This is a genomic window from Comamonas resistens (assembly GCF_030064165.1).
GTDB classification, from domain to species: domain Bacteria; phylum Pseudomonadota; class Gammaproteobacteria; order Burkholderiales; family Burkholderiaceae_C; genus Comamonas; species Comamonas resistens.
Genome location: NZ_CP125947.1, coordinates 3,177,119 through 3,197,389, shown reverse-complemented (window position 1 = coordinate 3,197,389; position 20,271 = coordinate 3,177,119). Strand labels below are relative to the sequence as shown.

The window sequence follows — 20,271 nt, the reverse complement described above, 5'->3', positions numbered from 1 at the left end:
GTGGGTCAGATTGAGATGGAAAAACCGGGGGCTAGTGGGTCACTTCTGGGTGGAAATCAACAAGTCAAGCACATCATCACCGTCAAGACGGGGATGGAGGGCTCGTTGACCGTGGAGCTCGATACGGCCAAGTTCACCTATGTGGGCAAGGCGCAGAGTTCCTATTGGGACAAGTTCGGCTACACCATTCAGGACATGGATGGCGACACCGCATCGACCGTCAAGGATGTGAAGGTGGTCTACAACGGTGGGGACCCCGGACCCAAGCCTGCGCATGCGTCGCCGATGATGGCCATGAGCCTGGATCTGGAGCATCTTGATGCCCTGCATGCGGATGCGGACGATCCTGCCGCTCTGCCTGCGCTGCACGATGTGCTACAGCCCCAGACTGCAGCCGGCGAGGCTGGCGGCAATATCGCAGGACTGGGTTCGGCGGATGCGCCTGCTGCACCCGCAGCGCCTGTAGCTGCGCCGCAGGATCTGGCGCTGTATATGCCAGCTCCGCTGCCTGAGGAGGAGCTGCACCAGCCGGTGCATGTTTGATGCTTCATCAAACCTGATAGCTGCCAGCGCCTGAGGTACGCCGTTTCAAGTATGAGAAATGCTTGAAACGGCGTGCTGTGTGCGCTGCCAGCTATATAAGCGATAGCAATCAGAAGAACAAACAGTCTGTGTCGCCGGCCTGGGTGCTGCGATGTGGAGTGGTGATCGCGGCAGAGCGCCGTGATGCCAAGCTGTGAAACAGCAACACGACTTACGCAAATCAGGTTCGGGTACCTGCTTCGCCTCAAGGAAGCGGTCCTGGCGAATCCTGATCTGCGTGAGTCCCCAGCGATAGAGATAGCGATAGCGATGGATATGTTGATCAAGTCCCCACTTCCTGTGCCTTCCATGCGCCAGGCCGCAGCAGCGGTCGCGCTGGTCTGCGCGATGGGTGCAGCCCAGGCAGCAGAGCCTGCAAGCCAGGCCAGGCCGGGCCTGGCCATGGATATGCGTGCAGCGGTACAGGCGGCTGTGGCGTGGCACCCTGCCGTGCGTACGGCGCAGGGGCAATTGCTGGGAGCAGATGAGGGCGTGGCTTCGGCCCGCGCCGGTTATTACCCGCAGGTCAAGGGCGAGTTGGGGGCGCAGGTGAACAACCGGGATGTCTACCCCTATACCTCGCGACGTGTCTATGACGCCAGCGTTTCGGTGTCGCAGATGCTGTACGACTTCGGCAAGGTGGACAGCGCCGTGCAGCAGGCCGAGGCCAGCATTGAGGTTGCCCAGGCGCAGGTTTATCTGTCCACCGACGATGTGGCACGCGAGGCTGCGCAGGCCTGGGTGGAGCTGCGCCGCCAGCAGGCCATGGTGGCGATTGCCAAAAGTCAGCTCGAAGGCGTGGGCGCGCTGGCGGAGCTGGCCAGGGAGCGTCAGCTCAAGGGTGCGAGCACCCGTTCGGACTTTATGCAGGCACAGTCGCGCATGGATGGCGCGCGTGGCCAATTGATCAATTACGAGGCGCAGGCGCGCCGCTGGCAAGCGCGGCTGATGACTCTGACCGGGTTGCAGACGCCACCTACAGTGAGTGAAGCGAATTCAGGAAAAGGCGGTGTGCCCGATGCTCTGCCCCAGGCCTGCGCCGCCGCGCAGGTGCAGCCCACGGCAGCGGTGCGCCGGGCTCAGGGGCAGCGGGCACAGGCCCTGGCCGAATTGAAGGCGGCCGATGCGCAACTCATGCCCACGCTGTCGGTGGATGGCTCGGCCTCGCGCGGGTTGAACGCCGCCTCGCGTCCGGCAGGTTACCCGGATGTGGACATGCGCGTGATGTTCAATGTCTCGGCACCGCTGTTCGAAGGCGGGCGCAACCAGGCACGCCAGCGCGCGGCCGGCCATGCGCTGGAGGCCGCCGACGCGGCAGTGGCCAACGCCGAGTTCCAGGCGCGTCAGTCGCTGCGCGACGCGCAGGACCAGAGCCTGGGTCTGTTGGAGCGTCAGCCAGTGGTTGACCAGCGTATCGCCAGCATCCGCATCACGCGCGATCTGTACCGTGAGCAGTATCTGCAATTGGGTACACGCTCGCTGCTGGATCTGCTCAACGCCGAGCAGGAATACCACGGCGCGCGCTTTGAACAGGTGGATAGCGCCCATGACCTGCAGCGGCTGGCCGTGGAGTGCTGGTACCAGAGCGGGCGGCTGGCCGATGAGTTCGCGCTGGATACCCGGCTGCGTGACCGGGGCCAGGGAGTGATGCGATGAACGAAGCGATGAACCAGGTAGCTGCCGAGCAGGCAAGCGCCAAGCAATTGCCGCCATTGATGCAGGGCTGGCTGGACGCCGTGCTGGCAGTGGCAGCGCATTACCAGATCGATACCTCGCGCGAGCGTCTGCGTGTGGACGCAGCCTGGGCGGCCGATGGCATGTCTAGCGAGGATTTGCGCCACGGCATGCGCCAGATGGCCCAGCAGGCAGGTCTTGCCGTGACCGAGGTGGCTCCGGACCTGGCGCGGTTGACGGCCTGGCGTCTACCCGTGGCCGTGCAGCTGCGCGGCGGGCAGGTGGCTGTCGTCACGGCTCTGACCGAGGGCGGCTTGCGCCTGCTGCTGAGCGGCGACGAGGGCGGCGAGAGCACGCACACGCTGGCCGAGTTGCAGCCCGAGGTGGAGACCATGGCGGTGCTGCGTCCGTTGCAGTCGGCACCCGACTCGCGCGTGGACAGCTACCTGCGCCCCGTGAAGCGTCACTGGCTGCGCGACATCGTGTTTGCCGATCTGCGACCTTATGGCCATATTCTGCTGGCCTCGTTCATCACCAATCTGATGGCCTTGGGCGGCATTCTGTTTTCCATGCAGGTCTATGACCGCGTGGTGCCGTCCCAGTCCGAGCCCACGCTGTATGTGCTGTTCGGCGGTGTGCTGCTGTCCATTGCGTTTGCCTGGGCCATGCGCGCCGCGCGCATGCACATTACCGACATGCTGGGCAAGCGGGCAGACCTGCGCATTTCGGACCGCGTCTTCGGTCATGCGCTGCGCGTGAAGAACAGCGCCCGTCCGCGCGCCACAGGAACCTTTGTGGCCCAGATCCGTGAGCTGGAGCCGGTGCGGGAGATGCTGACTTCCACCACGGCAGCGGCCGTGGCCGACCTGCCGTTCTTTCTGCTGTTCTGCTTCATCTTCTGGATGATTGCGGGCTCGCTGGTGTGGGTGCCGCTGGCGGCCTTTGTGCTGCTGCTGGCGCCCAGCCTGCTGGCCCAAAAGCGTCTGCGCAAGCTGGCTCAGGCCAACATGCGCGAATCGGCGCTGCGCAATGCCATGCTGGTGGAGACGGTGCAGGGCATTGAGGACATCAAGCTGCTGCAGGCCGAGCCGCGCTTTCAGAATCAGTGGAATCACTACAACGTCGTGAATGCCGAGTCGGGTCTGAAGCTGCGGGCATTGCTGCATCATCTGAGCAACTGGATGCAGACGGTGCAGGGCAGTGCTTTCGCCTTTGTGGTGTTCTTTGGCGCTCCCCAGGTGATGCGCGGCGAGATGAGCACAGGCGTGCTGGTTGCCTCTTCCATTCTGGTCAGCCGCATGCTGGCGCCCTTGTCCAGCGTGACCGGTGTGCTCAATCGCTGGCAGCAGGCCAAGATGGCCAGCGATGGGTTGGACCAGCTCATGCACCTGCCCGTGGACCACGCCGAGGACGGCAGCCGCGTCCACCGCCCTGTCATCGAGGGGCGCTACGACTTCAGCGAAGCCGTGTTCAGCTACGACGGCAAGACCCCGGCACTGCAGGTCAAGAAGCTGCAGATCGCAGCCGGTGAGCGCATCGCCATCCTGGGGCGCAACGGAGCGGGCAAGTCGACGCTGCTGCAGGCGCTGTCGGGTCTGACCGAACCCGTGAGCGGGCGCCTGCTGTTGGACGACGTGGCTCTGGCCCACATAGACCCGGCCGACGTGCGCCGCGACGTAGGCCTGCTGACGCAAAATGCGCGACTGTTCTACGGTTCGCTGCGCGAGAACCTGCTGTTGGGCGCTCCTCATGCGAGCGATGCGGAACTCATGGCTGCGCTGCAGGACGCGGGTGCCTGGGCCTTTGTGTGCACCCTGCCCACGGGGCTGGATCACATGGTCATGGAAGGAGGGCAAGGCCTGTCGGGCGGTCAGCGTCAGAGTCTGTTGTTGGCGCGCCTGATGTTGCGCCAGCCGCGCGTGCTGCTGCTGGACGAGCCCACGGCGGCGCTGGACGATGTGGCCGAGCGTGACGTGATTGCCCGGTTGCGCAAGCTTGCACCGGGGCGCACCCTGGTCGTGGCCACGCACCGGCCCGCTGTGCTGCAGGCGGTGGACAAGATCATCGTGGTGGACAAGGGGCAGGTGGTGTTGCAGGGCGCGCGCGATGAGGTGCTCAAGCGCCTGAATGGCGGTGTCCAGCAGGCAGCCCCGCAGCAGAATGTTCGCGTCGTGCAGAGTGGGCGCATGAAGGTAGCGGTGCAACCGGTGAAAAGACTGGTCTCTGCAGAGGAGGGGCAGGAATGACGGAGACAGCAGTGCCCGGTGAGACATCGAAGGCCACATCCACAACAACACCCGCGATGACGGCTGAGTCCGCGCCCATGCCTTCACCCATGCCCGGGTCTGCGCGTCGGCATGCTGCCATGCCGGTCATAGGTGACTTCGACGAGGTACGCGCAAGCCATTCGGATCGTGTGGTGTGGCTGGTCACGGCCTTTGTGCTGGCTTTTCTGGCATGGGCCTGGTTCTTCGAGATCGACGAGGTATCCAACGGCAGTGGCAAGGTTATCCCGTCCTCGCGCGAACAGCGCATCCAGTCACTGGAGGGCGGCATTCTGTCCGAGCTGCTGGTGCACGAGGGCGATATCGTGGAGAAAGGTCAGGTGCTGGCCAAGCTGGAACCTACGCGTGGCGAGTCCAGCGTGGAGGAGACTGCGGCCCGATACCGTGCGGCTTTGGCCGCCAGCGTGCGCTTGCGTGCCGAGGTCGAGGGCCGCGACAGCCTGCAGTTCCCTCAGGAGCTGGATGATCATGCGCAGCTCAAGGCCTCGGAGAGCGCGCTGTTCCGTTCACGCCGCGCGGCGCTGAACGATACGGTGACAGGTCTGAACCAGGCGCTGGCCTTGGTGCGCAAGGAACTGGGCATCACGCAGTCGCTGCAGGCCAGCGGTGCGGCCAGCAGCGTCGAGCTTATCCGCTTGCAGCGTCAGGGAGCGGAGCTGGAGCTGAAGATCGCCGAGGCGCGCTCCAGCTACATGGTGCGCAGCCGCGAGGAGCTGGCCAAGGCAGATGCGGAGGCGAAGTCCCTGTCTTCGGTGGTGCGTGGACGTGCGGATTCACTGGAGCGATTGACACTGCAGTCGCCGGTGCGGGGTGTGGTCAAGAGCCTGCAGGTCACGACCATCGGCGGCGTGGTACCACCCAACGGCTTGCTGATGGCCCTGGTGCCCCTCGATGATCAGTTGCTGGTGGAGGCCCATATCTCGCCGCGCGACATTGCCTTCATCCGTCCAGGCCAGGAGGCTCTGGTCAAGGTGACTGCCTATGACTACGCGGTCTATGGCGGCCTCAAGGGCCAGGTGGTGACGATTGCCCCGGACACCCAGCGCGACGAGGTCAAGCCCGAAATCGTCTATTACCCGGTTCTGGTGCGCACCGATTCGGACGTGCTGGTGAACAAGGCCGGCCAGCGCATGCCCATTGTGCCGGGCATGGTGGCAGCTACCGATATCCGCACGGGTCGCAAGACCGTCTGGGACTATTTGACCAAGCCGCTGAACAAGGCGCGCGAGGCCTTGCGAGAGCGCTGAAGCCCGGCAGCGCGTGTTTTTTTGATTCTAATGAGAGAGGATGCCATGAGCATGTTTGAATCCACCTTCCGCCTTTCCGCCCTGGTGCTGGCTGCCGCAGCCTGTATCGCCATGCCCGCAGGGGCACGCGACAACCCCGAGGATGCCATCAGCAACCCGGACAAGCTGCAGTATTCCGACGTCAATGTGTCTTACGCCGAGATGAAGCCAGAGTTCGCCCGCGATGGCGTGCTGAACAAGCTTGACGGCGTTCGCGCCATCAAGCCCGGCATGGCCCAGGAGCAGGTGCAGCAGGCGCTGGGCGAACCCCTGACGCAAACTTCCAGCCCCAAGGGGCAGGAGTGGGATTACAACTTCAAGCTGCGCCAGCCCCAATCGGGCAATCTGCTGGTGTGCCAGTACAAGGTGGTGTTCGATGATGCCAAAGCGGTACGCGAGTCTGTCTGGCGTCGCCGGCAGTGCCAGCAACTGGCGCAGCATTGAGGCCTCACCAGTTCCGACTCTTCCAGGATTGGCGTGATGACTGCTGGTTGATTGCAGCCATCTGCTCAGACCCCGGTGTGAGCGAGCGCTGATCAATGGCACAGCCGCACAAACAGGTGTTCTTGCCTGTGCGGCGTTCTGTCGAGCCGAGGACCGGTGCCGTGGAGCTTGCCGCTTCTTCGATGCCCTGGTGCGCCGGAGTCAAGAGGGTGGCTTGCAACTTCCAGTGTCTTCCTGCCCGTCGTGGCAGTGTGGGGCTGGAAAGTAGGTGTCGAAGCACGCCACCTGGCCCGGAACTATCGGCAGGACGAATCTCAGTTCATGGACAGGTTCCGGCATCTCGCAGCAAAAAATGGCGCCGCGGATACGCCCGCAGGCATTGAAAGCCAAGCGCACCTAGAGGATTCATAGAGGAGACGCGTCATGACAACACCAAGCACCAGCTACACAGAATTGCTGAAACAGCACGCGGCTCTTGAGCAGCAGATTGCCATGGTTCGAGAAGCTGAAGTCGGTGCAGCCATAAAGCAAGCCCGGGCGCTGATTGAGGAGTTCGGCCTGACTCAGGCCGATGTGTTCCCAACCGCCAAGCCAAAGCGTGAAAGAAACCAGGGCGCCGCTAGATATCGTGACCCAGTGAGTGGTCGCACCTGGACAGGATGGGGCAGGCAGCCGGAGTGGATCAAGGGCCAGGATTTTGCGCGGTTCGAAATTTAATAGGGCTTACGCAAAAAAGGATGCACCAAGGGCTGTTGTCCAGAGGCGGAGCTCTGACTTGAACCTGATTTGTGTAGCTCGTGTTGAAAAGAAAGCACCATGAGTGAAATGCGGCCGACGAAAGAACTGCTTCTCTAGGGCTATGCCATTCATGGGTCTGGGCTCGTGGACAATGGGCGTAGCCCTTTGCTTCCCGCGTCGAACGCTCCCATGAATCTTCCCTTTGCCAATCATTGGCTCAAGCCCCGTATCACCGCTTCCGACGAGCAGCGGCAGGTACTGGATTCCGGCGCTGCTGCGATCATCATCAGTGCGCTGGCCGGAACCGGTAAAACGACCACGCTGTGCATGAAAGCCTGCAATCTGATCAGCCGGCAGGGGGGCAAGGCGCGCATTCTGGTGCTGGCCTATTCCCGGGCCGGGGTCATTGCCATTCGCGACCGTATGGTCAGGCTCAATGGCGTGATGCCCGAGGGTCTGGAGGTCCTCACCATCGAGCAGCTTTGCGCGGGTCTGCTGGAAAAGCAGGGCGACCCCATGGAGCGGCTGGAGGACCCGGTGCGCAAGCGCCAAATGATCCTGCAGGCGCAGCAGGCCTTGCTGCAGGACCTGGAGCATGAACATGACCTGGAGCTTGGCGAATGGCTGGCACGGGATGTGGATATCGACGCGTTTCTGGCCCTGGAAGCCCTGGTCAAGAAAAGGCTGCTGGACAGGCAGCAGCAGGACTCGGGCATGAGCCTCCATGATTTTTGCGCCGACATGGATTTGCACTACGGCTGCTACAGGCTCTATCAAAAATACGAGCGCATGCGTGTTGGCATCAATGGGGAGCCTGGCTTTTACGCCGAAGGGGACTGTACTTTCGAGGTATGCCGCCAACTGGATTTGCTGGATTGGGACCAGCCCTATGAGTGGCTGCAAGAGCGCTATGACGCCGTGCTTTTCGATGAGCTGCACGACCTGGACGAAGGCGCGCTGATGGTCTTGCGCAAGCTGGTACATGGCAACAACGGCATTTTTGTCGGCGCCGGGGACTTCAACCAGCATATCCACGAAGGTGCTTTTTCCGTCTTTGGCGAGTCGCTGCAGCGCATCAAGGCCTATCTCCCTGAAGATACCGAGGTTCTGAACATCAACACCACGCGCCGTTTCGGCGCAGAAATCTGCAATGCGCTGAACCCCTTGTTCAAGGTGGAATTTCAGCCTTTGGAAGAGGTGTCCGATGCCTTTGTGCCGCTGAGCTACGACACGGATCTGCACTGCGTGCAGCAACTGGTGGAGCTGCATGCCCAGGTCGCGAATGGCTGGAGCTCTAGACAGGGCAGGCAGGGTGGGGACAGCGCGCTCAACGTCATACTGCGCGAGCCCAAGGACAGCTTCCTGATCGAATGGATGTTCGGGCATGAAGGCGTGCACTATGGCTGCCAGGGCATCAGCCCCTTTTATCTGCGCAAGGAGGTGGCGCTGACGCTGGCTTTGATGTGGGCCATCCACGGCAATGCCGGGGAAAAGCTGTTGACGCCGGGCATCCTCAGCGCCGCCGTGGAAGGGCTGGCGCACTATGGTCGCCGCAGCCTGGGCAGCAAGGCGGCTAACCCTGATCGCCTGGCGCAAAGCCAGTTTGACGAGTCCGGCTGGCGCGAGCTGCCGGGTATCCGGGAAGGCCATACGGTGGCGGCGTCGCTCCATGGCGACATAGAGCGTACACGGCGCTATATCACTTATGGAACGCTGGACCTGAGGGCCGTGCCCCAGACGGATGCCTGCGCTGCCATCCTGGGCAGCTCCGGGCCATGGCCCGATGACGCCGGGGAATTTTGCGAGCATTCATTGCTGCGGCGTATTTTTGCTGAAGCGCCGATCAACGAGAAAGAGCGCAAAGCCTGCCTGGCCAGCCTGAAGGCCCTGGCCGATCTGGCGCGCGGCATACCGGTGGGTGAATTTCTGGGGCGCCTGACCTTGATCGTGACCAAGAGCATTGAGATGCACAGAAGCAAGGAGCCCGTGACCCTGCGCATTCTGAGCATTGAAGCCAGCAAGGGGCGTGAGTTCATGTTTGTGGCTGTGCCCTTTGTGGAGAGGGGGCGCTTCCCCGGCCCCTCGCGGCATGAGGAGGCCTATAGGGAGCGCAATATGTTGTATGTGGCGATGACCCGTGCGCGTGCGGCCCTGTGGCTGCTGGAAGGGCGTGCCAAGCCCGTCAGGCCGGGGCCGGTATAGGGCGGGCTTGCGCGTTTTCGCCTGCGGCGTGGCGTACTTTGCCAAGCCGGCAGCGCGATATGGCAAATGCTCAGGCCCATGCCTGTTCTACAGTGAATTGACTTTGGCTTTGGGCGGATGAATGACTGCAGGCAGTCAGTCCGATCAGGGAGCCCGCACCTTGCGCAAGGTGCGAGCCCAACCTGGCAGATCCGCCGAAATCAGCATTCAACTGGAGACGCACATGAACTTTCTCGACGGCCATCTGTTCCCTGAAAACCAGCAGCCCCTGATCATCACCGCAGCGCCTTACGCGCCAGGCTGGCTGCCTTCCGACTTCCCCGAGGACATCCCCGTCACGATGGAAGCGCAAATCCAGAAAGCAGTGGATTGCTACAACGCTGGGGCGACTGTGTTGCATCTGCATGTGCGCGAACTCGATGGCAAGGGCAGCAAGCGCCTGTCCAAGTTCAACGAGCTGATCGCCGGTGTGCGCAAGGCCGTGCCGGAGATGATCATCCAGGTCGGCGGCTCCATCAGCTTTGCTCCCGAAGACGAGGGCCAGGCGGCCAAGTGGCTGAGTGACGATACCCGCCATATGCTGGCCGATCTGGACCCTGTGCCCGATCAGGTGACCGTGACGGTGAACACCTCACAGATGAATGTGACCGACCAGGCCGAAGACGCCGACTTTGCCGGCACGTCGCGCCAGAACCCCACGCTGTTCAATGCCTACAAGGAAATGACCGTGCCCGCGCAGCCGGGCTGGGTGGAGGAGCATGTGCGCCGCCTGACCAAGGCCGGTATTCAGAGCGCCTTCCAGTGCTACAACCTCAACAGTTTTGAGTCGGTGGAGCGCCTGATGCGCCGCGGCTTCTACATGGGACCGCTGGTCATGAACTGGGTGGCGATTGCTGGCGGCATGGACACCCCCAGCCTGTACAGCCTGGCCAACTTTGTGCGCGCCGTGCCCGATGGCGCGGTGCTGACGGTGGAGAGCAATGTGCGCAATGTGTTGCCCGTGAACATGTGGGGCATCGCCGCCGGTCTGCATGTGCGCTGCGGCACCGAAGACTGTCTGTGGAACCAGACGCGTACCGAAAAGGCCAGCACCGTCTCGCAGATCGAGCAGCTGGTGCGCATCTCGCGCGAGTTCGGCCGCCCCATTGCCACCGCCAAGGAAGCGCGTGAAATCAGCAAGATCGGCGTGTTCTACGACACCGTGGAGGAAAGCCTGGCGGCCAACGGCTTTGCGCCCAACCGCCCAGGCGCCAATCAAGGCTTTTTGCGCAAAACGGCCTGATGATCAAAAGCGAGGCTGCGCTCTTTGGGCAATGTCCGGCTTAACTCTCTGAGCTGATATGCGCAAAAAAGGTCTCCATTCGTGGAGACCTTTTTCATGCGGCAGAGCTGTTGACCGATCAGAAAATGACTTCGATCAGACTGGGGCCAGGGCTGCTGTATGAGCGTAGCAACGCCTGGGTCAGCGACTCCAGATTGCCGACCTTGACGGCGCTTACCCCCATGCTCTGCGCCAGGCCAGACCAGTCGAGGTTGGGCCTGTCCAGCGACAGCATGTCCGTGGCGCGTTTGCCTGGCTTGCCTGCGCCTACGGCCGCCAGTTCGCCGCGCAAAATTCCATAGGCACGGTTCACAAAAATCACGGTGGTGATGTTCAGACTCTCGCGCGCCATCGTCCACAGCGACTGCAAGGTGTACATGCCGCTGCCATCACCTTCCAGGGCCAGGACTCGCCGCTCCGGCGCCGCAATGGCCGCCCCTACGGCTGCAGGCAAGGCAAAGCCGATGGAGCCGCCGCAACTGGTCAGCCAATCATGGGGCGCAGCTTCGGCGGTCAGCGCATCAAAGCCCCGGCCTGTGGTCATGGCTTCTTCCACCACGATGGTCTGGGCGGGCAGGGTTGCCGCCAGCACCTTGCCAATGCCCTCCGGTGTCAAGGGGCCGGACAGAGATTGCGTCTGCTGCAGTTCGCTGATGTGGGCTGGCGGCAGGTGATGGGCATTGAGGGCATCACATAGCCCGGAGAGTGCCTGCTCGGGGCAGTCTTGCGGGGTGGAAAGCGTGAGGAATTCGCAGCCAGGGGCGCTCAAGCGGCCAGGCTTGTCGGGGTAGGCGAAGAAAGCCACGGGTGGCCTGGCGCCAACCAGAATGATGCGCCGGAAAGAGGCCAGAGCTGCCACACCCAGGTCCACGGCATAGGGCAGGCGCGGTACGCGCACGCGGCCGGCGCCGCGTTCCATTCTGGCGGTATAGAACTCGGCGTGTATCGCGCATCCCGTGGCAGCGGCGATCTTGCCGGCCAGCAGCGTGCCGCTTTCGCGCAAAGCGCGGTCGCCCAGCAGGAGCAGGGTGGACTGGGGCTCATCACGCAAGGCCTTGATGATGGCCTGCCAGTCCCGAGGTTCGGCATCGCCTGCGCTGTCTGCACTGGCTGGGCTGTCAGTTGCATGAGCCTGGCGATGCGCTTCGGGCACTTCGGACCAGGCGACATCGGCGGGCAGCGCCAGCGTGGCAATGGCCCCGGGCCGGGCGCCGGCACGGCGCACGGCTTCGGCGCCGTCACTGGCAATGTCTTGCACGCAGGCCGTGGTGTGCACCCAGTCACTCATGGGGGCTGCAATGCCGTGGATATCGGAGGTCAGTGGCGCATCCAGCGCCAGATGGCTGGCGGTGTGGTCGCCCACGATGTTGACTATGCCCGAGCGTGCCTTTTTCGCGTTGTGCAGATTGGCCAGACCATTGGCCAGCCCGGGCCCCAGATGCAGCAGCGTGGCGGCAGGGCGTTCGGCGATGCGGTAATAGCCGTCAGCCGCACCGGTTACCACGGTCTCATGCAGGCCCAGCACGCAGCGCATGCCGTCGATCTTGTCCAGCGCCGCGACGAAGTGCATCTCGGAAGTGCCAGGGTTGGTAAAGCAGACATCGAGCTGATGGTCAAGCAGCGTGTGGACCAGTGTTTCTGCGCCATTCATGGTGGAGAGTCCTTGTTGGATGGAGTTTGCGCGCAAGGCAGGCAAGCTGTGCCTTGGAAATAAAAAAAGCGCAAAACAATAGCTGCTTGCGCTCAAGGAGAAAGCGTTTGCGGCTGATTTGATGTTTATTCAGCCGCGTGGTCGGAGCCGCTCAGAAGATGTGGCGGATGCCCAGATCGACACCCGATGCATTGCCGCCTGCCACCGGTTCCGGCCCTTGCGCCGAGCCCGAACTCACGGGAAAGCGCAGCGCACCCTTGTTGCTGATATGCGCATATGTTCCGTACAGGACGGTGCGCTTGGATAGCGGATGCACATAGCCAACCGCTAATTTGCGGGCGGAGGAAGCACCCTGCACATCGTTGCGTCGCAGCTGCATATAGCTGACCGGGAAATAGCCTTTGCCCGGGCCCGTGGAGATCCATGCGCCCAACTGCCAGAAGTTGATGCGGTTGGCTGAGCCACCATCCTTGAAGTTCACCAGATTGCTGGTTCTGTTCTGTCCAAGCAGTCCCATCAGGCGATGGCCCTGCCACAGATAGGATGCGCCAATATTTCTCTGGATGTAGTCACCGTAGGCTGCACTCTTGGTGGTGGCGGAGGCAATGGCGACGTCAAAATTTTCACCACCATAGCCCAGACGGAAGGCGTGAAGATCGCCATCGTGCCGGCTGGGGGCATTGCCGCCGTTTTCGCCAAAGGCCACCATGCCCTGGAAGAAAGCGCCTTTGCACTGAAAGCTGTAGCAGCCGGGAGAAAAGTAGCCAATGCTATTGGAGGCGCGAAACCCTGTGGCTGTCGTGCCATAGACCACCTGGCTGCTGATGCCAACGCCTACGCGAAATGGATCGTAGGCAAACAGATTCCAGAAGGCGGGGGTGTAGTCTCTGCCCAGGCGCAGCTGTCCCCAATCGTTGTTTTGCAGATAGACGTAGGCTTTGCGGTTGAAGGTCAGGCCGCCACCGCTGTCCGTATTTTTCTGATTGTCGGCGCTAGTCGGCTGACCGGTCCCCGAATCGGTATTGAGGCCGGCCTCAAGCTCGAAGCCTGCCGACAGGCCATCGCCCAGAATTTCCTGACCTTTGAAGCCGATACGGCTGGCCTGGTTGCCGCTGGATGTCAGCATTTGCTTGGAGCCAGAGCCCGTGCCGTGATAGGACGAAATCGCCATATCGACCACGCCATATACGCTGACCGACGATTGAGCGGATGCCAGGCAGGGCGCGAGCGCCATGAGACTCCACATGAGTTTGGAAGGATGCATTGCCGTTTCTTTCAGAAAACGCGCCAGATTGCGGGCGCAGTCAGCCACCGGGCGCATGGATACGCGCTCGCCAAGGCTGGAATCGGGAGTGAAGGTGGAAGCAGGGGCTGCTCAGGCTGCGGCACCGGGCTCTGTCGGGCCGTTGCCGCAGTGGAGCATGAGGTCGCCGCGCCTATTCGGGCTTGTAATTGATGGACTTCAGCACTGCGGCCTGCTGCTGGCTGGCCTGCTTGAGGTCTTCCATCAACTCGTCGGAGGTCGATGCCAGGGGGGCATCCATGCCCATTTCACGCACCCGCTTCAGAACTTCGGGCTTGCGGAAATAAGCGAGGGTGATGTCGCGCACTTTCTGCTGGACGGCAACCGGTGCATCAGGGCGCGCCCACACACCAAACCAGCCTGATTGCGCCAGCTGGGGGTAGCCTAGTTCCTTGAAGGTCGGCGTGTTGGGCAGCTCGGCAATGCGCGTGGGGTAGTTCACGGCAATGGGTTTGATCTTGCCGCTCTTGATCAGAGGCAGGGAGGTGGTCAGACCGTCAAACATCAGCGGAACATGGCCGCCCATCAGGTCGGTCAGCGCGGGGGGCGAGCCTTTGTAGCCCACATGCTTGAGTTCGATCTGGGCCTGCTGGGCCAGCAAGATGCCCGAAGTGTGGCCCTTCATTCCGGTGGCGTAGGACGCAAAGTCCAGACCACCTTTCTGGGCCTTGGTGTAGTCGATCAGCTGTTGCAGGTTGGAGACCGGCAGGTCCTTGTTGGCCACCAGCACCAGGCCGGAACGGCTGAGCTGGGCCAGCGGCCTCAGGTCTGTGAAGGGCTGGTAGTTGACTTTGTAGGCCAATGGCGTTTCGGCCACGATGCCGCCCTGGATCACGAGAAAGGTATATCCGTCCTTTCCGTTGGCCTTGAGATCGCTGACTGCCAGCACGCCGCCGGCGCCCGGCTTGGTTTCCACGATGACCGGCTTGCGCAACTCCTGCTGCAGTCCTTCGGCCAGCAAACGGGCCAGGCTGTCTGCGCTGCCGCCGGCCGGAGCCCCCACCACCAGGCGCAGGGGCTTGTTGGGCCAGTCGGACTGAGCGTGAGCGGCAGAGGCTGCTGCGAGCAGGCCCAGAGCCATGGCCGATATGCAAAGACGCAGTTCTTTTTTTGTGTTGCGCATGTTTTGTCTCCTAGGTTGTGCCGGGCTTGATGGCTCAGAACGGCTTGTCGCCGATGATGGCCGCTCGCTCCATCTTGCGTGGGGCGGGCCAGTAGTCCTGGACGGCGTAGTGCTGGGTGCAGCGGTTGTCCCACATGGCCACGCTGCCGGGCTTCCAGCGAAAGCGCACCTGGTACTCGGGGATGGCGGCCTGGCTGATCAGGTAGTTCAGCAGCAGGCTGGCGCCGGGTGTCTTGTCCTGGCCGTAGCGCACGTTCTCTGGCGTGTGGTAATTGGCAAAGTGGGTGGTAAAGCTGCAGACGTAGAGAATCTTCTCGCCGGTTTCGGGGTGTGTGCGCACCACGGGATGTTCGACGGGGGGATGCTGGCGACCGAGCTCCAGCCGCTTTTCCTCGGGCATGACGGCGCCGAAGCCATGCTCGATGCTGGACTTGGCCTTCAGGCCCTCGATCTTCTGCTTGATGTCTTCGGGCAAATTGCGGTAGGCCTCGGCCATATTGACCCAGATGGTGTCGCCCCCCACGGGAGGACATTCGATGCAGCGCAGCACACAGCCCATGGTCGGGTTTTCGCGCCACTGGCCGTCGGTGTGATAGGTGTTCTCGTAGTTCTCGCGCTTGTCGTTGCGATAGATCTGCACCAGGCCCGGATGATCAGGGTCACTGCCCGCAACGGGGTGGTCTTCGAGATCGCCGAAATGGCGAGCAAAAGCGACATGCTCGGCACGGGTGATGTCCTGGTCGCGAAAGAACAGGACCTTGTGCTTGAGCAGCAGGCTTTTGATTTCATTGGCCAGGCCCAGGTCACGGGAGGCATCTCCGAGGCTGACACCAGAGACTTCAGCGCCGATGCTGCAAGTCAGTTGTTCGACTTTCATGGTCTTCTCCTAAATTTCGGAATGGACGAGGCTTGTGGCAAGACACCCGGACAAGCCCGTTAGCATTGAGAAAATTCTCGGAGTAGCGTGAGTTTCGGCGCTTGACAAATTGCGCCAGCTTGTTGTCCTCTTCGGCCGTCAAAGGAAAACCCTAGGAGGGTTTACGCATGCCGGTTGAAACTGCGGCGCCTGGTGCGCCTGGTGCGAGATGTGGACAGGGAAGCTGCGGTCGTTTCCAGAAAAAGATCTGTGCCGGCAAGAGGGCCTGAGCCCTGCAATGCGTTTTGCTGGTATCACTCGATTGACCAGCTTCAATGAGGTTGATATATATCAAAGCCCAGAATCCAGAGCCGAAAGCGCCCTGGTTTTCCTCGATGAAAGCTTGCGCCAGTCAGTCGGTCTGGCGCATGGCAATGGACAGACATGAAGCCGCGCATACGAAGTGTTAGCCTGAGCAAATACGCCAAAGTGGCGCACGAGCTTGGTATTGATCCCTTGCGGATGTTCCGTCAGGTCGGGCTGGATCACAGCTGCCTGAACTCGCACGATCTCATGGTGTCCGAATCGGCCTTTGCCCAGTTGCTGGAGGCTTCATCCGCCCAAACCGGAGACGCCTCGCTGGGGCTGCTGATGGGCGCTTGCTGGCGTCTGTCGGACTTCGGCCCCATCAGTCTGCTCTTGCAGCATCAGGCCAGTCTGTCGTCCATGCTGCAGACGCTCAAGGAGTACAACCATTTGATCAGCAGCACGGTCACGACCGAAGTGGTGACCCAGGGGCGCTATTCCATCATTCAGCTGCATCTCGATACCGAGCGTGAAAATCCTGGCCGCCACCCGACCGAGCTGGGTATCACGGCGTTGCTGAGCATGTGCCGTCACCAGCTGGGGCGGGACTGGAACCCAGCGAGTATCCATTTCTCCCATGGCTCGCCCGGCAGCCTCATGAACCATCGCAGAGTGCTGGGCGGTGAAGTCGTGTTCGCCTCGGATTTCGATGGAATCGTGGTCAGTGACGAGGACATGAATCGGCTCAATACAGACTACGACAGTCTGATGGAGAGCCATGCCCGCAATCTGATGGATGCGCATGCGCCCGCCCCGGAGCCTCGCTCTTTAGAGCAGCAGGTGCGCAGTACGCTGGCATCGCTGCTGCCCCATGGCAGGCACAGCATTTCTCATGTGGCCAGCACCTTGGGCTATACGGCCCGGTCTTTGCAGCGCCATCTGGAGACACAGGATACAAGCTTTCAGGAGATTCTGGATGCCGTACGCAGCCAGGTTGCCGTCCGTGCGCTGAAGAGCGCGCAACTGTCGGTCAGCGAGGCTGCTGCCCTGGCCGGTTTTGCGGAAAACAGTTCGTTCACGCGCTGGTTTGGCAAGCATTTTCACCAAAGCCCCAGCAGCTGGCGCCAGCAGCACATGGGCAGCAAGCTTTCCTGAATCATTGCTTCAATGCCAAAAGCCAGCGTTCCTGCTGGCTTTTTTGTTCTGCAGACAGCTGGGCGCTTACTGTGCGGGCAGGCTGGCGAGCCGGGGTGGTGCATCGGGCTCGGCCTTGGCCAGCAGAAAATCGATACAGGTGCGCACGGCCTTGGTCTGGTGCCGGTTGGGCAGGTAGAGCAGATACATATGGGTGCCGAAGATGCTGAGCCGGTACTCGTCCAGTGTGCTCTGCACCTCGCCCGTGGCCAGCTTGTCCTGCACCACATAGTCGGGCACCAGGCCTACCCCCAGGCCGGCCAAGATGCCGTCGCGCAAAAAGGGGAAATGCTCGGAGATCATGGTGGGCTCCAGCATCACCTCGTGGCGCTCGGCGCCCAGATAGGCGGCCAGGCGCAGTTGCCGCCCCGTGACGCCGGCGGTGATCAGCGGGCTGGCGCGCAACTCGTGCAGGGTCTTGGGCAGGCCGTGGATCTGTGCATATTCGCGCGAGGCACAGGCCAGGTAGCGCACCGTGCCCAGACTGCGCGCCACCAGGGACAGCGGCGGCTCCTGGATCACGCGGATGATGATGTCCATATCGTCGCGCAGATTGTCGGCCCGGTTCTCGAACAGCACGTCGAGCACGATGCCCGGGTACAGGCGCTTGAACTCGATCAGCCATTCGCTCATCACGATCTGGCCGTAGCCGCTGGGCACGCTGATGCCAACGCGCCCCTGCAGGCTCTGGCCCAGCGCCGTGATGGCCTCGCGTGCGGCCAGCATTTCGTTGTGGATGTTGCGCCCGTGCTCATACAGGCGCAGGCCGATCTCCGTGGGCTCCACGCGGCGCGTGGTGCGCTTGACCAGCTGCACGCCTGCGGATTTTTCCAGCTGGGTCAGGTGATAGCTCACATTGGCGCGCGTCATCTTGAGCTTGCGCGCGGCCTGGCTGAGATTGCCACTATCAATGATTTCGACTAGCAGGGTCAGAGATTGGGAGTCCATGGCGTGTTTGTCTAATTTTCTTTGACAGTCTGTCAATGATTCATGGGATTGTTAGAAAACATTGTCGTCGTAAAAATAAAGCCCATTCCATAAAGAGATTCAGGAGACACGCATGACCGCCGAAGCCAGCACCTCTGTCGTTGAACTCAAGCAAGACGGTGACGTCCTGCTCGTCAGCGTCAACAATCCGCCCGTCAATGCGCTGGGCGCTGCCGTGCGCCAGGGGCTGATGGCGGCCATGGAGCAGGCCGATGCCAGCGCCGCGGTCAAGGCCGTGGTGATCGTGGGCGAGGGCAAGGCTTTCATCGCCGGTGCCGATATCCGCGAATTCGGCAAGCCCCCGGTCCAGCCTTTCCTGCCCGATGTCTGCAACCGTATCGAGGCCTGCAGCAAGCCCGTGGTGGCCGTGATTCATGGCGCGGCACTGGGCGGCGGTCTTGAGATCGCCATGTCGGCGCATTACCGTCTGGCGCTGCAAAATGCTTCCGGTGGTGCGAAGCTGGGTCTGCCCGAAGTCTCTCTGGGTCTGCTTCCCGGCGCCGGCGGCACCCAGCGTGCGCCGCGCCTGATGGGCGTCAATGGCGCGACCGAGCTGATGCTCAGCGGGCAGCAGATCGGCGCCAAGGCCGGACTGGCAGCCGGTCTGGTGGACAAGCTGGACGATGGCGCGGACCCCGTGGCCACGGGCCTGGCCTATGCGCGTGAACTGCTGGCCCAGGGCGCGCCGCTGCGTCCCGTCAGCGCAACGCCAGGACGCCTGGCCGACAAGGCCGCAGCCCAGGCTGAACTCGATGTGCTGCGTGCGGACACGGCCAAGAAGTCGCGCGGCCTGTTCTCGCCGCTGAAGATCATCGATTGCGTTCAGGCCGCGCTGGATCTGTCTTTTGCCGAAGGCCTGAAGTTCGAGCGGGCCCAGTTTCTGGCCTGCATCGACAGCCCGCAGCGCGCCGGTCTGATCCACGCCTTCTTTGCCGAGCGCGAGACGGCCAAGATTCCCGAAGCCCGTGCCGCCCAGCCGCGCGCCTTCAGCAAGATTGCCATCATCGGCGGCGGCACCATGGGCGCGGGCATCACCGTCTCTGCGCTGGATGCCGGCCTGGTCGTGACCATGATCGAGCGCGATGCCGAATCCATCGCACGCGGCCAGGCCAATGTGGAGAAGGTCTACAACGGCCTGATCGCCAAGGGCCGCATGAGCGAGGAGGCCAAGGCCGCTATTCTTGCGCGCTATACGCCCTCGACCCGCTATGACGATATTGCCGATGTGGATCTGGTGATCGAGGCGGTCTTTGAAGACCTGGAGGTCAAGAAGGCCGTGTTCAAGGAGCTGGACCGCGTCTGCAAGAGCGGTGCCGTGCTGGCCACCAACACCTCGTATCTGGACATCGATGCGATTGCCGCCGTCACCAGCCGCCCGCAGGATGTGATCGGTCTGCACTTCTTCAGCCCGGCCAACATCATGAAGCTGCTGGAGATCGTCGTGCCCGCCAAGGTGGCGCCCGATGTGGTGACCACGGCCTTCGAGCTGGCCAAGAAGATGAAGAAGGTGCCGGTGCGCGCCGGCGTCTGCGACGGCTTCATCGGCAACCGCATTCTGGCCACCTACAAGCAGGCCGCCGACTACCTGATGGAAGACGGCGCCAGCCCCTACGAGATCGACGAGGCCGTGCGCGGCTTCGGCTTTGCCATGGGGCCCTTCCAAGTCACCGACCTGGCCGGCGGCGATATCGGCTGGGCCACGCGCAAGCGCCGCGCCGCCACGCGCGACCCCAAGGCCAGATACGTGGAGATTGCCGACCGCATCTGTGAAAACGGCTGGTTCGGGCAGAAGACGGGGCGCGGCTTTTATCTCTACCCGCAGGGCGCGCGCATCGGTCAGCCCGACCCCGAAGTGCTGGCCATCGTCGATGCCGAACGCGCCAGGAAGGGCGTGACGCCGCGCCCGTTCACGGCCGAGGAAATCATGCGCCGCTACATGGCCGCCATGGTCAACGAAGGCGCCAAGGTGGTGGGCGAGGGCATTGCGCTGCGCCCGCTGGATGTGGACGTGACCTTTATCTCCGGCTATGGCTTTCCGCGCCACCGCGGCGGCCCCATGAAGTGGGCCGATATGCAGGGCCTTCCCAAGGTGCTGGCCGATATCGAAGCCTTTGCCAAGGAAGACGCGCTGTTCTGGAAGCCTGCGCCGCTGCTGCAACAGCTGGTGGCCGAGGGACGCAACTTCGACAGCTTGAACAAGTAATCACTTCCTGAGCCCGCTGAGAGGCGCCCCTTGCTCGACAGTTCGCTGATGGGGGCCGCCAGTCCTTTGCCAGGATTATCAAAAAAAGGAGCTGTCATCGCTTGTAAATAAATGAT

At 62.3% G+C, this 20,271-nt stretch carries 15 protein-coding genes; 10 read left to right on the top strand and 5 right to left on the bottom strand.

Translation table 11 applies throughout. The features are described from left to right. From QMY55_RS14875 to QMY55_RS14840, 8 genes are all read left to right on the top strand, one after another. Nucleotides 1-543: a hypothetical protein gene (locus QMY55_RS14875; RefSeq protein ID WP_283484967.1), complete on the top strand. Its 543-nt coding sequence runs from the start codon at nt 1-3 to the stop codon at nt 541-543. Between the two features lie 315 nt (nt 544-858). Further along, nucleotides 859-2,238 (top strand): TolC family outer membrane protein, encoded by a 1,380-nt coding sequence (locus tag QMY55_RS14870; protein WP_283484966.1) that lies wholly within the window; start codon nt 859-861, stop codon nt 2,236-2,238. After that, a complete protein-coding gene (locus QMY55_RS14865; RefSeq protein WP_283484965.1) occupies nt 2,235-4,502 on the top strand; it encodes a type I secretion system permease/ATPase in 2,268 nt (755 codons plus the stop codon). The genes QMY55_RS14870 and QMY55_RS14865 overlap by 4 nt, the downstream gene beginning before the upstream one ends. Continuing rightward, nucleotides 4,499-5,788 (top strand): HlyD family efflux transporter periplasmic adaptor subunit, encoded by a 1,290-nt coding sequence (locus tag QMY55_RS14860; protein WP_407650521.1) that lies wholly within the window; start codon nt 4,499-4,501, stop codon nt 5,786-5,788. Before QMY55_RS14865 ends, QMY55_RS14860 begins: the two co-directional genes overlap by 4 nt. 45 nt (nt 5,789-5,833) lie before the next feature. Then, on the top strand, nt 5,834-6,271 hold the full coding sequence (locus tag QMY55_RS14855; RefSeq protein WP_283484964.1) for an outer membrane protein assembly factor BamE: 438 nt from the start codon (nt 5,834-5,836) through the stop codon (nt 6,269-6,271). A gap of 423 nt (nt 6,272-6,694) precedes the next feature. Next, a complete protein-coding gene (locus QMY55_RS14850; RefSeq protein ID WP_283484963.1) occupies nt 6,695-6,988 on the top strand; it encodes an H-NS histone family protein in 294 nt (97 codons plus the stop codon). Nucleotides 6,989-7,198: 210 nt separating this feature from the next. Beyond that, the gene (locus tag QMY55_RS14845) at nt 7,199-9,211 is read left to right on the top strand and encodes a UvrD-helicase domain-containing protein (RefSeq protein ID WP_283484962.1); all 2,013 of its coding nucleotides are present in this window, start codon (nt 7,199-7,201) and stop codon (nt 9,209-9,211) included. A gap of 223 nt (nt 9,212-9,434) precedes the next feature. Further along, complete coding sequence (locus QMY55_RS14840) at nt 9,435-10,493, top strand: BKACE family enzyme (protein WP_283484961.1); 1,059 nt, start codon at nt 9,435-9,437, stop codon at nt 10,491-10,493. Between the two features lie 118 nt (nt 10,494-10,611). Here QMY55_RS14840 and QMY55_RS14835 read toward each other — a convergent pair whose 3' ends face one another. The 4 genes from QMY55_RS14835 to QMY55_RS14820 all read right to left on the bottom strand — a co-directional run bounded on the left by QMY55_RS14835 (nt 10,612) and on the right by QMY55_RS14820 (nt 15,486). Continuing rightward, entirely contained in the window at nt 10,612-12,183 is a 1,572-nt protein-coding gene (locus QMY55_RS14835; protein ID WP_283484960.1) for an acetolactate synthase large subunit, read from the bottom strand. 151 nt (nt 12,184-12,334) lie between these two features. After that, a complete protein-coding gene (locus QMY55_RS14830; RefSeq protein ID WP_283484959.1) occupies nt 12,335-13,447 on the bottom strand; it encodes a porin in 1,113 nt (370 codons plus the stop codon). A 172-nt stretch (nt 13,448-13,619) separates the two neighbouring features. After that, nucleotides 13,620-14,567, bottom strand: coding sequence for a tripartite tricarboxylate transporter substrate binding protein (locus QMY55_RS14825; protein ID WP_407650698.1), 948 nt, complete (start codon nt 14,565-14,567; stop codon nt 13,620-13,622). A gap of 76 nt (nt 14,568-14,643) precedes the next feature. Continuing rightward, nucleotides 14,644-15,486: a TauD/TfdA dioxygenase family protein gene (locus tag QMY55_RS14820; RefSeq protein WP_283484957.1), complete on the bottom strand. Its 843-nt coding sequence runs from the start codon at nt 15,484-15,486 to the stop codon at nt 14,644-14,646. A gap of 468 nt (nt 15,487-15,954) precedes the next feature. Here QMY55_RS14820 and QMY55_RS14815 point away from each other — a divergent pair, with 468 nt between their 5' ends. Continuing rightward, complete coding sequence (locus QMY55_RS14815) at nt 15,955-16,926, top strand: AraC family transcriptional regulator (RefSeq protein WP_283484956.1); 972 nt, start codon at nt 15,955-15,957, stop codon at nt 16,924-16,926. A 66-nt stretch (nt 16,927-16,992) separates the two neighbouring features. On the opposite strand, the gene QMY55_RS14810 is transcribed toward QMY55_RS14815, so the two are convergent. Next, entirely contained in the window at nt 16,993-17,913 is a 921-nt protein-coding gene (locus QMY55_RS14810) for a LysR family transcriptional regulator (RefSeq protein ID WP_283484955.1), read from the bottom strand. A 112-nt stretch (nt 17,914-18,025) separates the two neighbouring features. Here QMY55_RS14810 and QMY55_RS14805 point away from each other — a divergent pair, with 112 nt between their 5' ends. Further along, complete coding sequence (locus tag QMY55_RS14805; RefSeq protein WP_283484954.1) at nt 18,026-20,155, top strand: 3-hydroxyacyl-CoA dehydrogenase NAD-binding domain-containing protein; 2,130 nt, start codon at nt 18,026-18,028, stop codon at nt 20,153-20,155. Nucleotides 20,156-20,271 lie beyond the last annotated feature (116 nt).

Coding starts and splice junctions, on each gene's coding strand:
- QMY55_RS14870 (WP_283484966.1), top strand. CDS start 859: ATGTTGATCAAGTCCCCACTTCCTGTGCCTTCCATGCGCCAGGCCGCA.
- QMY55_RS14865 (WP_283484965.1), top strand. CDS start 2,235: ATGAACGAAGCGATGAACCAGGTAGCTGCCGAGCAGGCAAGCGCCAAG.
- QMY55_RS14860 (WP_407650521.1), top strand. CDS start 4,499: ATGACGGAGACAGCAGTGCCCGGTGAGACATCGAAGGCCACATCCACA.
- QMY55_RS14855 (WP_283484964.1), top strand. CDS start 5,834: ATGAGCATGTTTGAATCCACCTTCCGCCTTTCCGCCCTGGTGCTGGCT.
- QMY55_RS14850 (WP_283484963.1), top strand. CDS start 6,695: ATGACAACACCAAGCACCAGCTACACAGAATTGCTGAAACAGCACGCG.
- QMY55_RS14845 (WP_283484962.1), top strand. CDS start 7,199: ATGAATCTTCCCTTTGCCAATCATTGGCTCAAGCCCCGTATCACCGCT.
- QMY55_RS14840 (WP_283484961.1), top strand. CDS start 9,435: ATGAACTTTCTCGACGGCCATCTGTTCCCTGAAAACCAGCAGCCCCTG.
- QMY55_RS14835 (WP_283484960.1), bottom strand. CDS start 12,183: ATGAATGGCGCAGAAACACTGGTCCACACGCTGCTTGACCATCAGCTC.
- QMY55_RS14830 (WP_283484959.1), bottom strand. CDS start 13,447: ATGCATCCTTCCAAACTCATGTGGAGTCTCATGGCGCTCGCGCCCTGC.
- QMY55_RS14825 (WP_407650698.1), bottom strand. CDS start 14,567: ATGGCTCTGGGCCTGCTCGCAGCAGCCTCTGCCGCTCACGCTCAGTCC.
- QMY55_RS14820 (WP_283484957.1), bottom strand. CDS start 15,486: ATGAAAGTCGAACAACTGACTTGCAGCATCGGCGCTGAAGTCTCTGGT.
- QMY55_RS14810 (WP_283484955.1), bottom strand. CDS start 17,913: ATGGACTCCCAATCTCTGACCCTGCTAGTCGAAATCATTGATAGTGGC.
- QMY55_RS14805 (WP_283484954.1), top strand. CDS start 18,026: ATGACCGCCGAAGCCAGCACCTCTGTCGTTGAACTCAAGCAAGACGGT.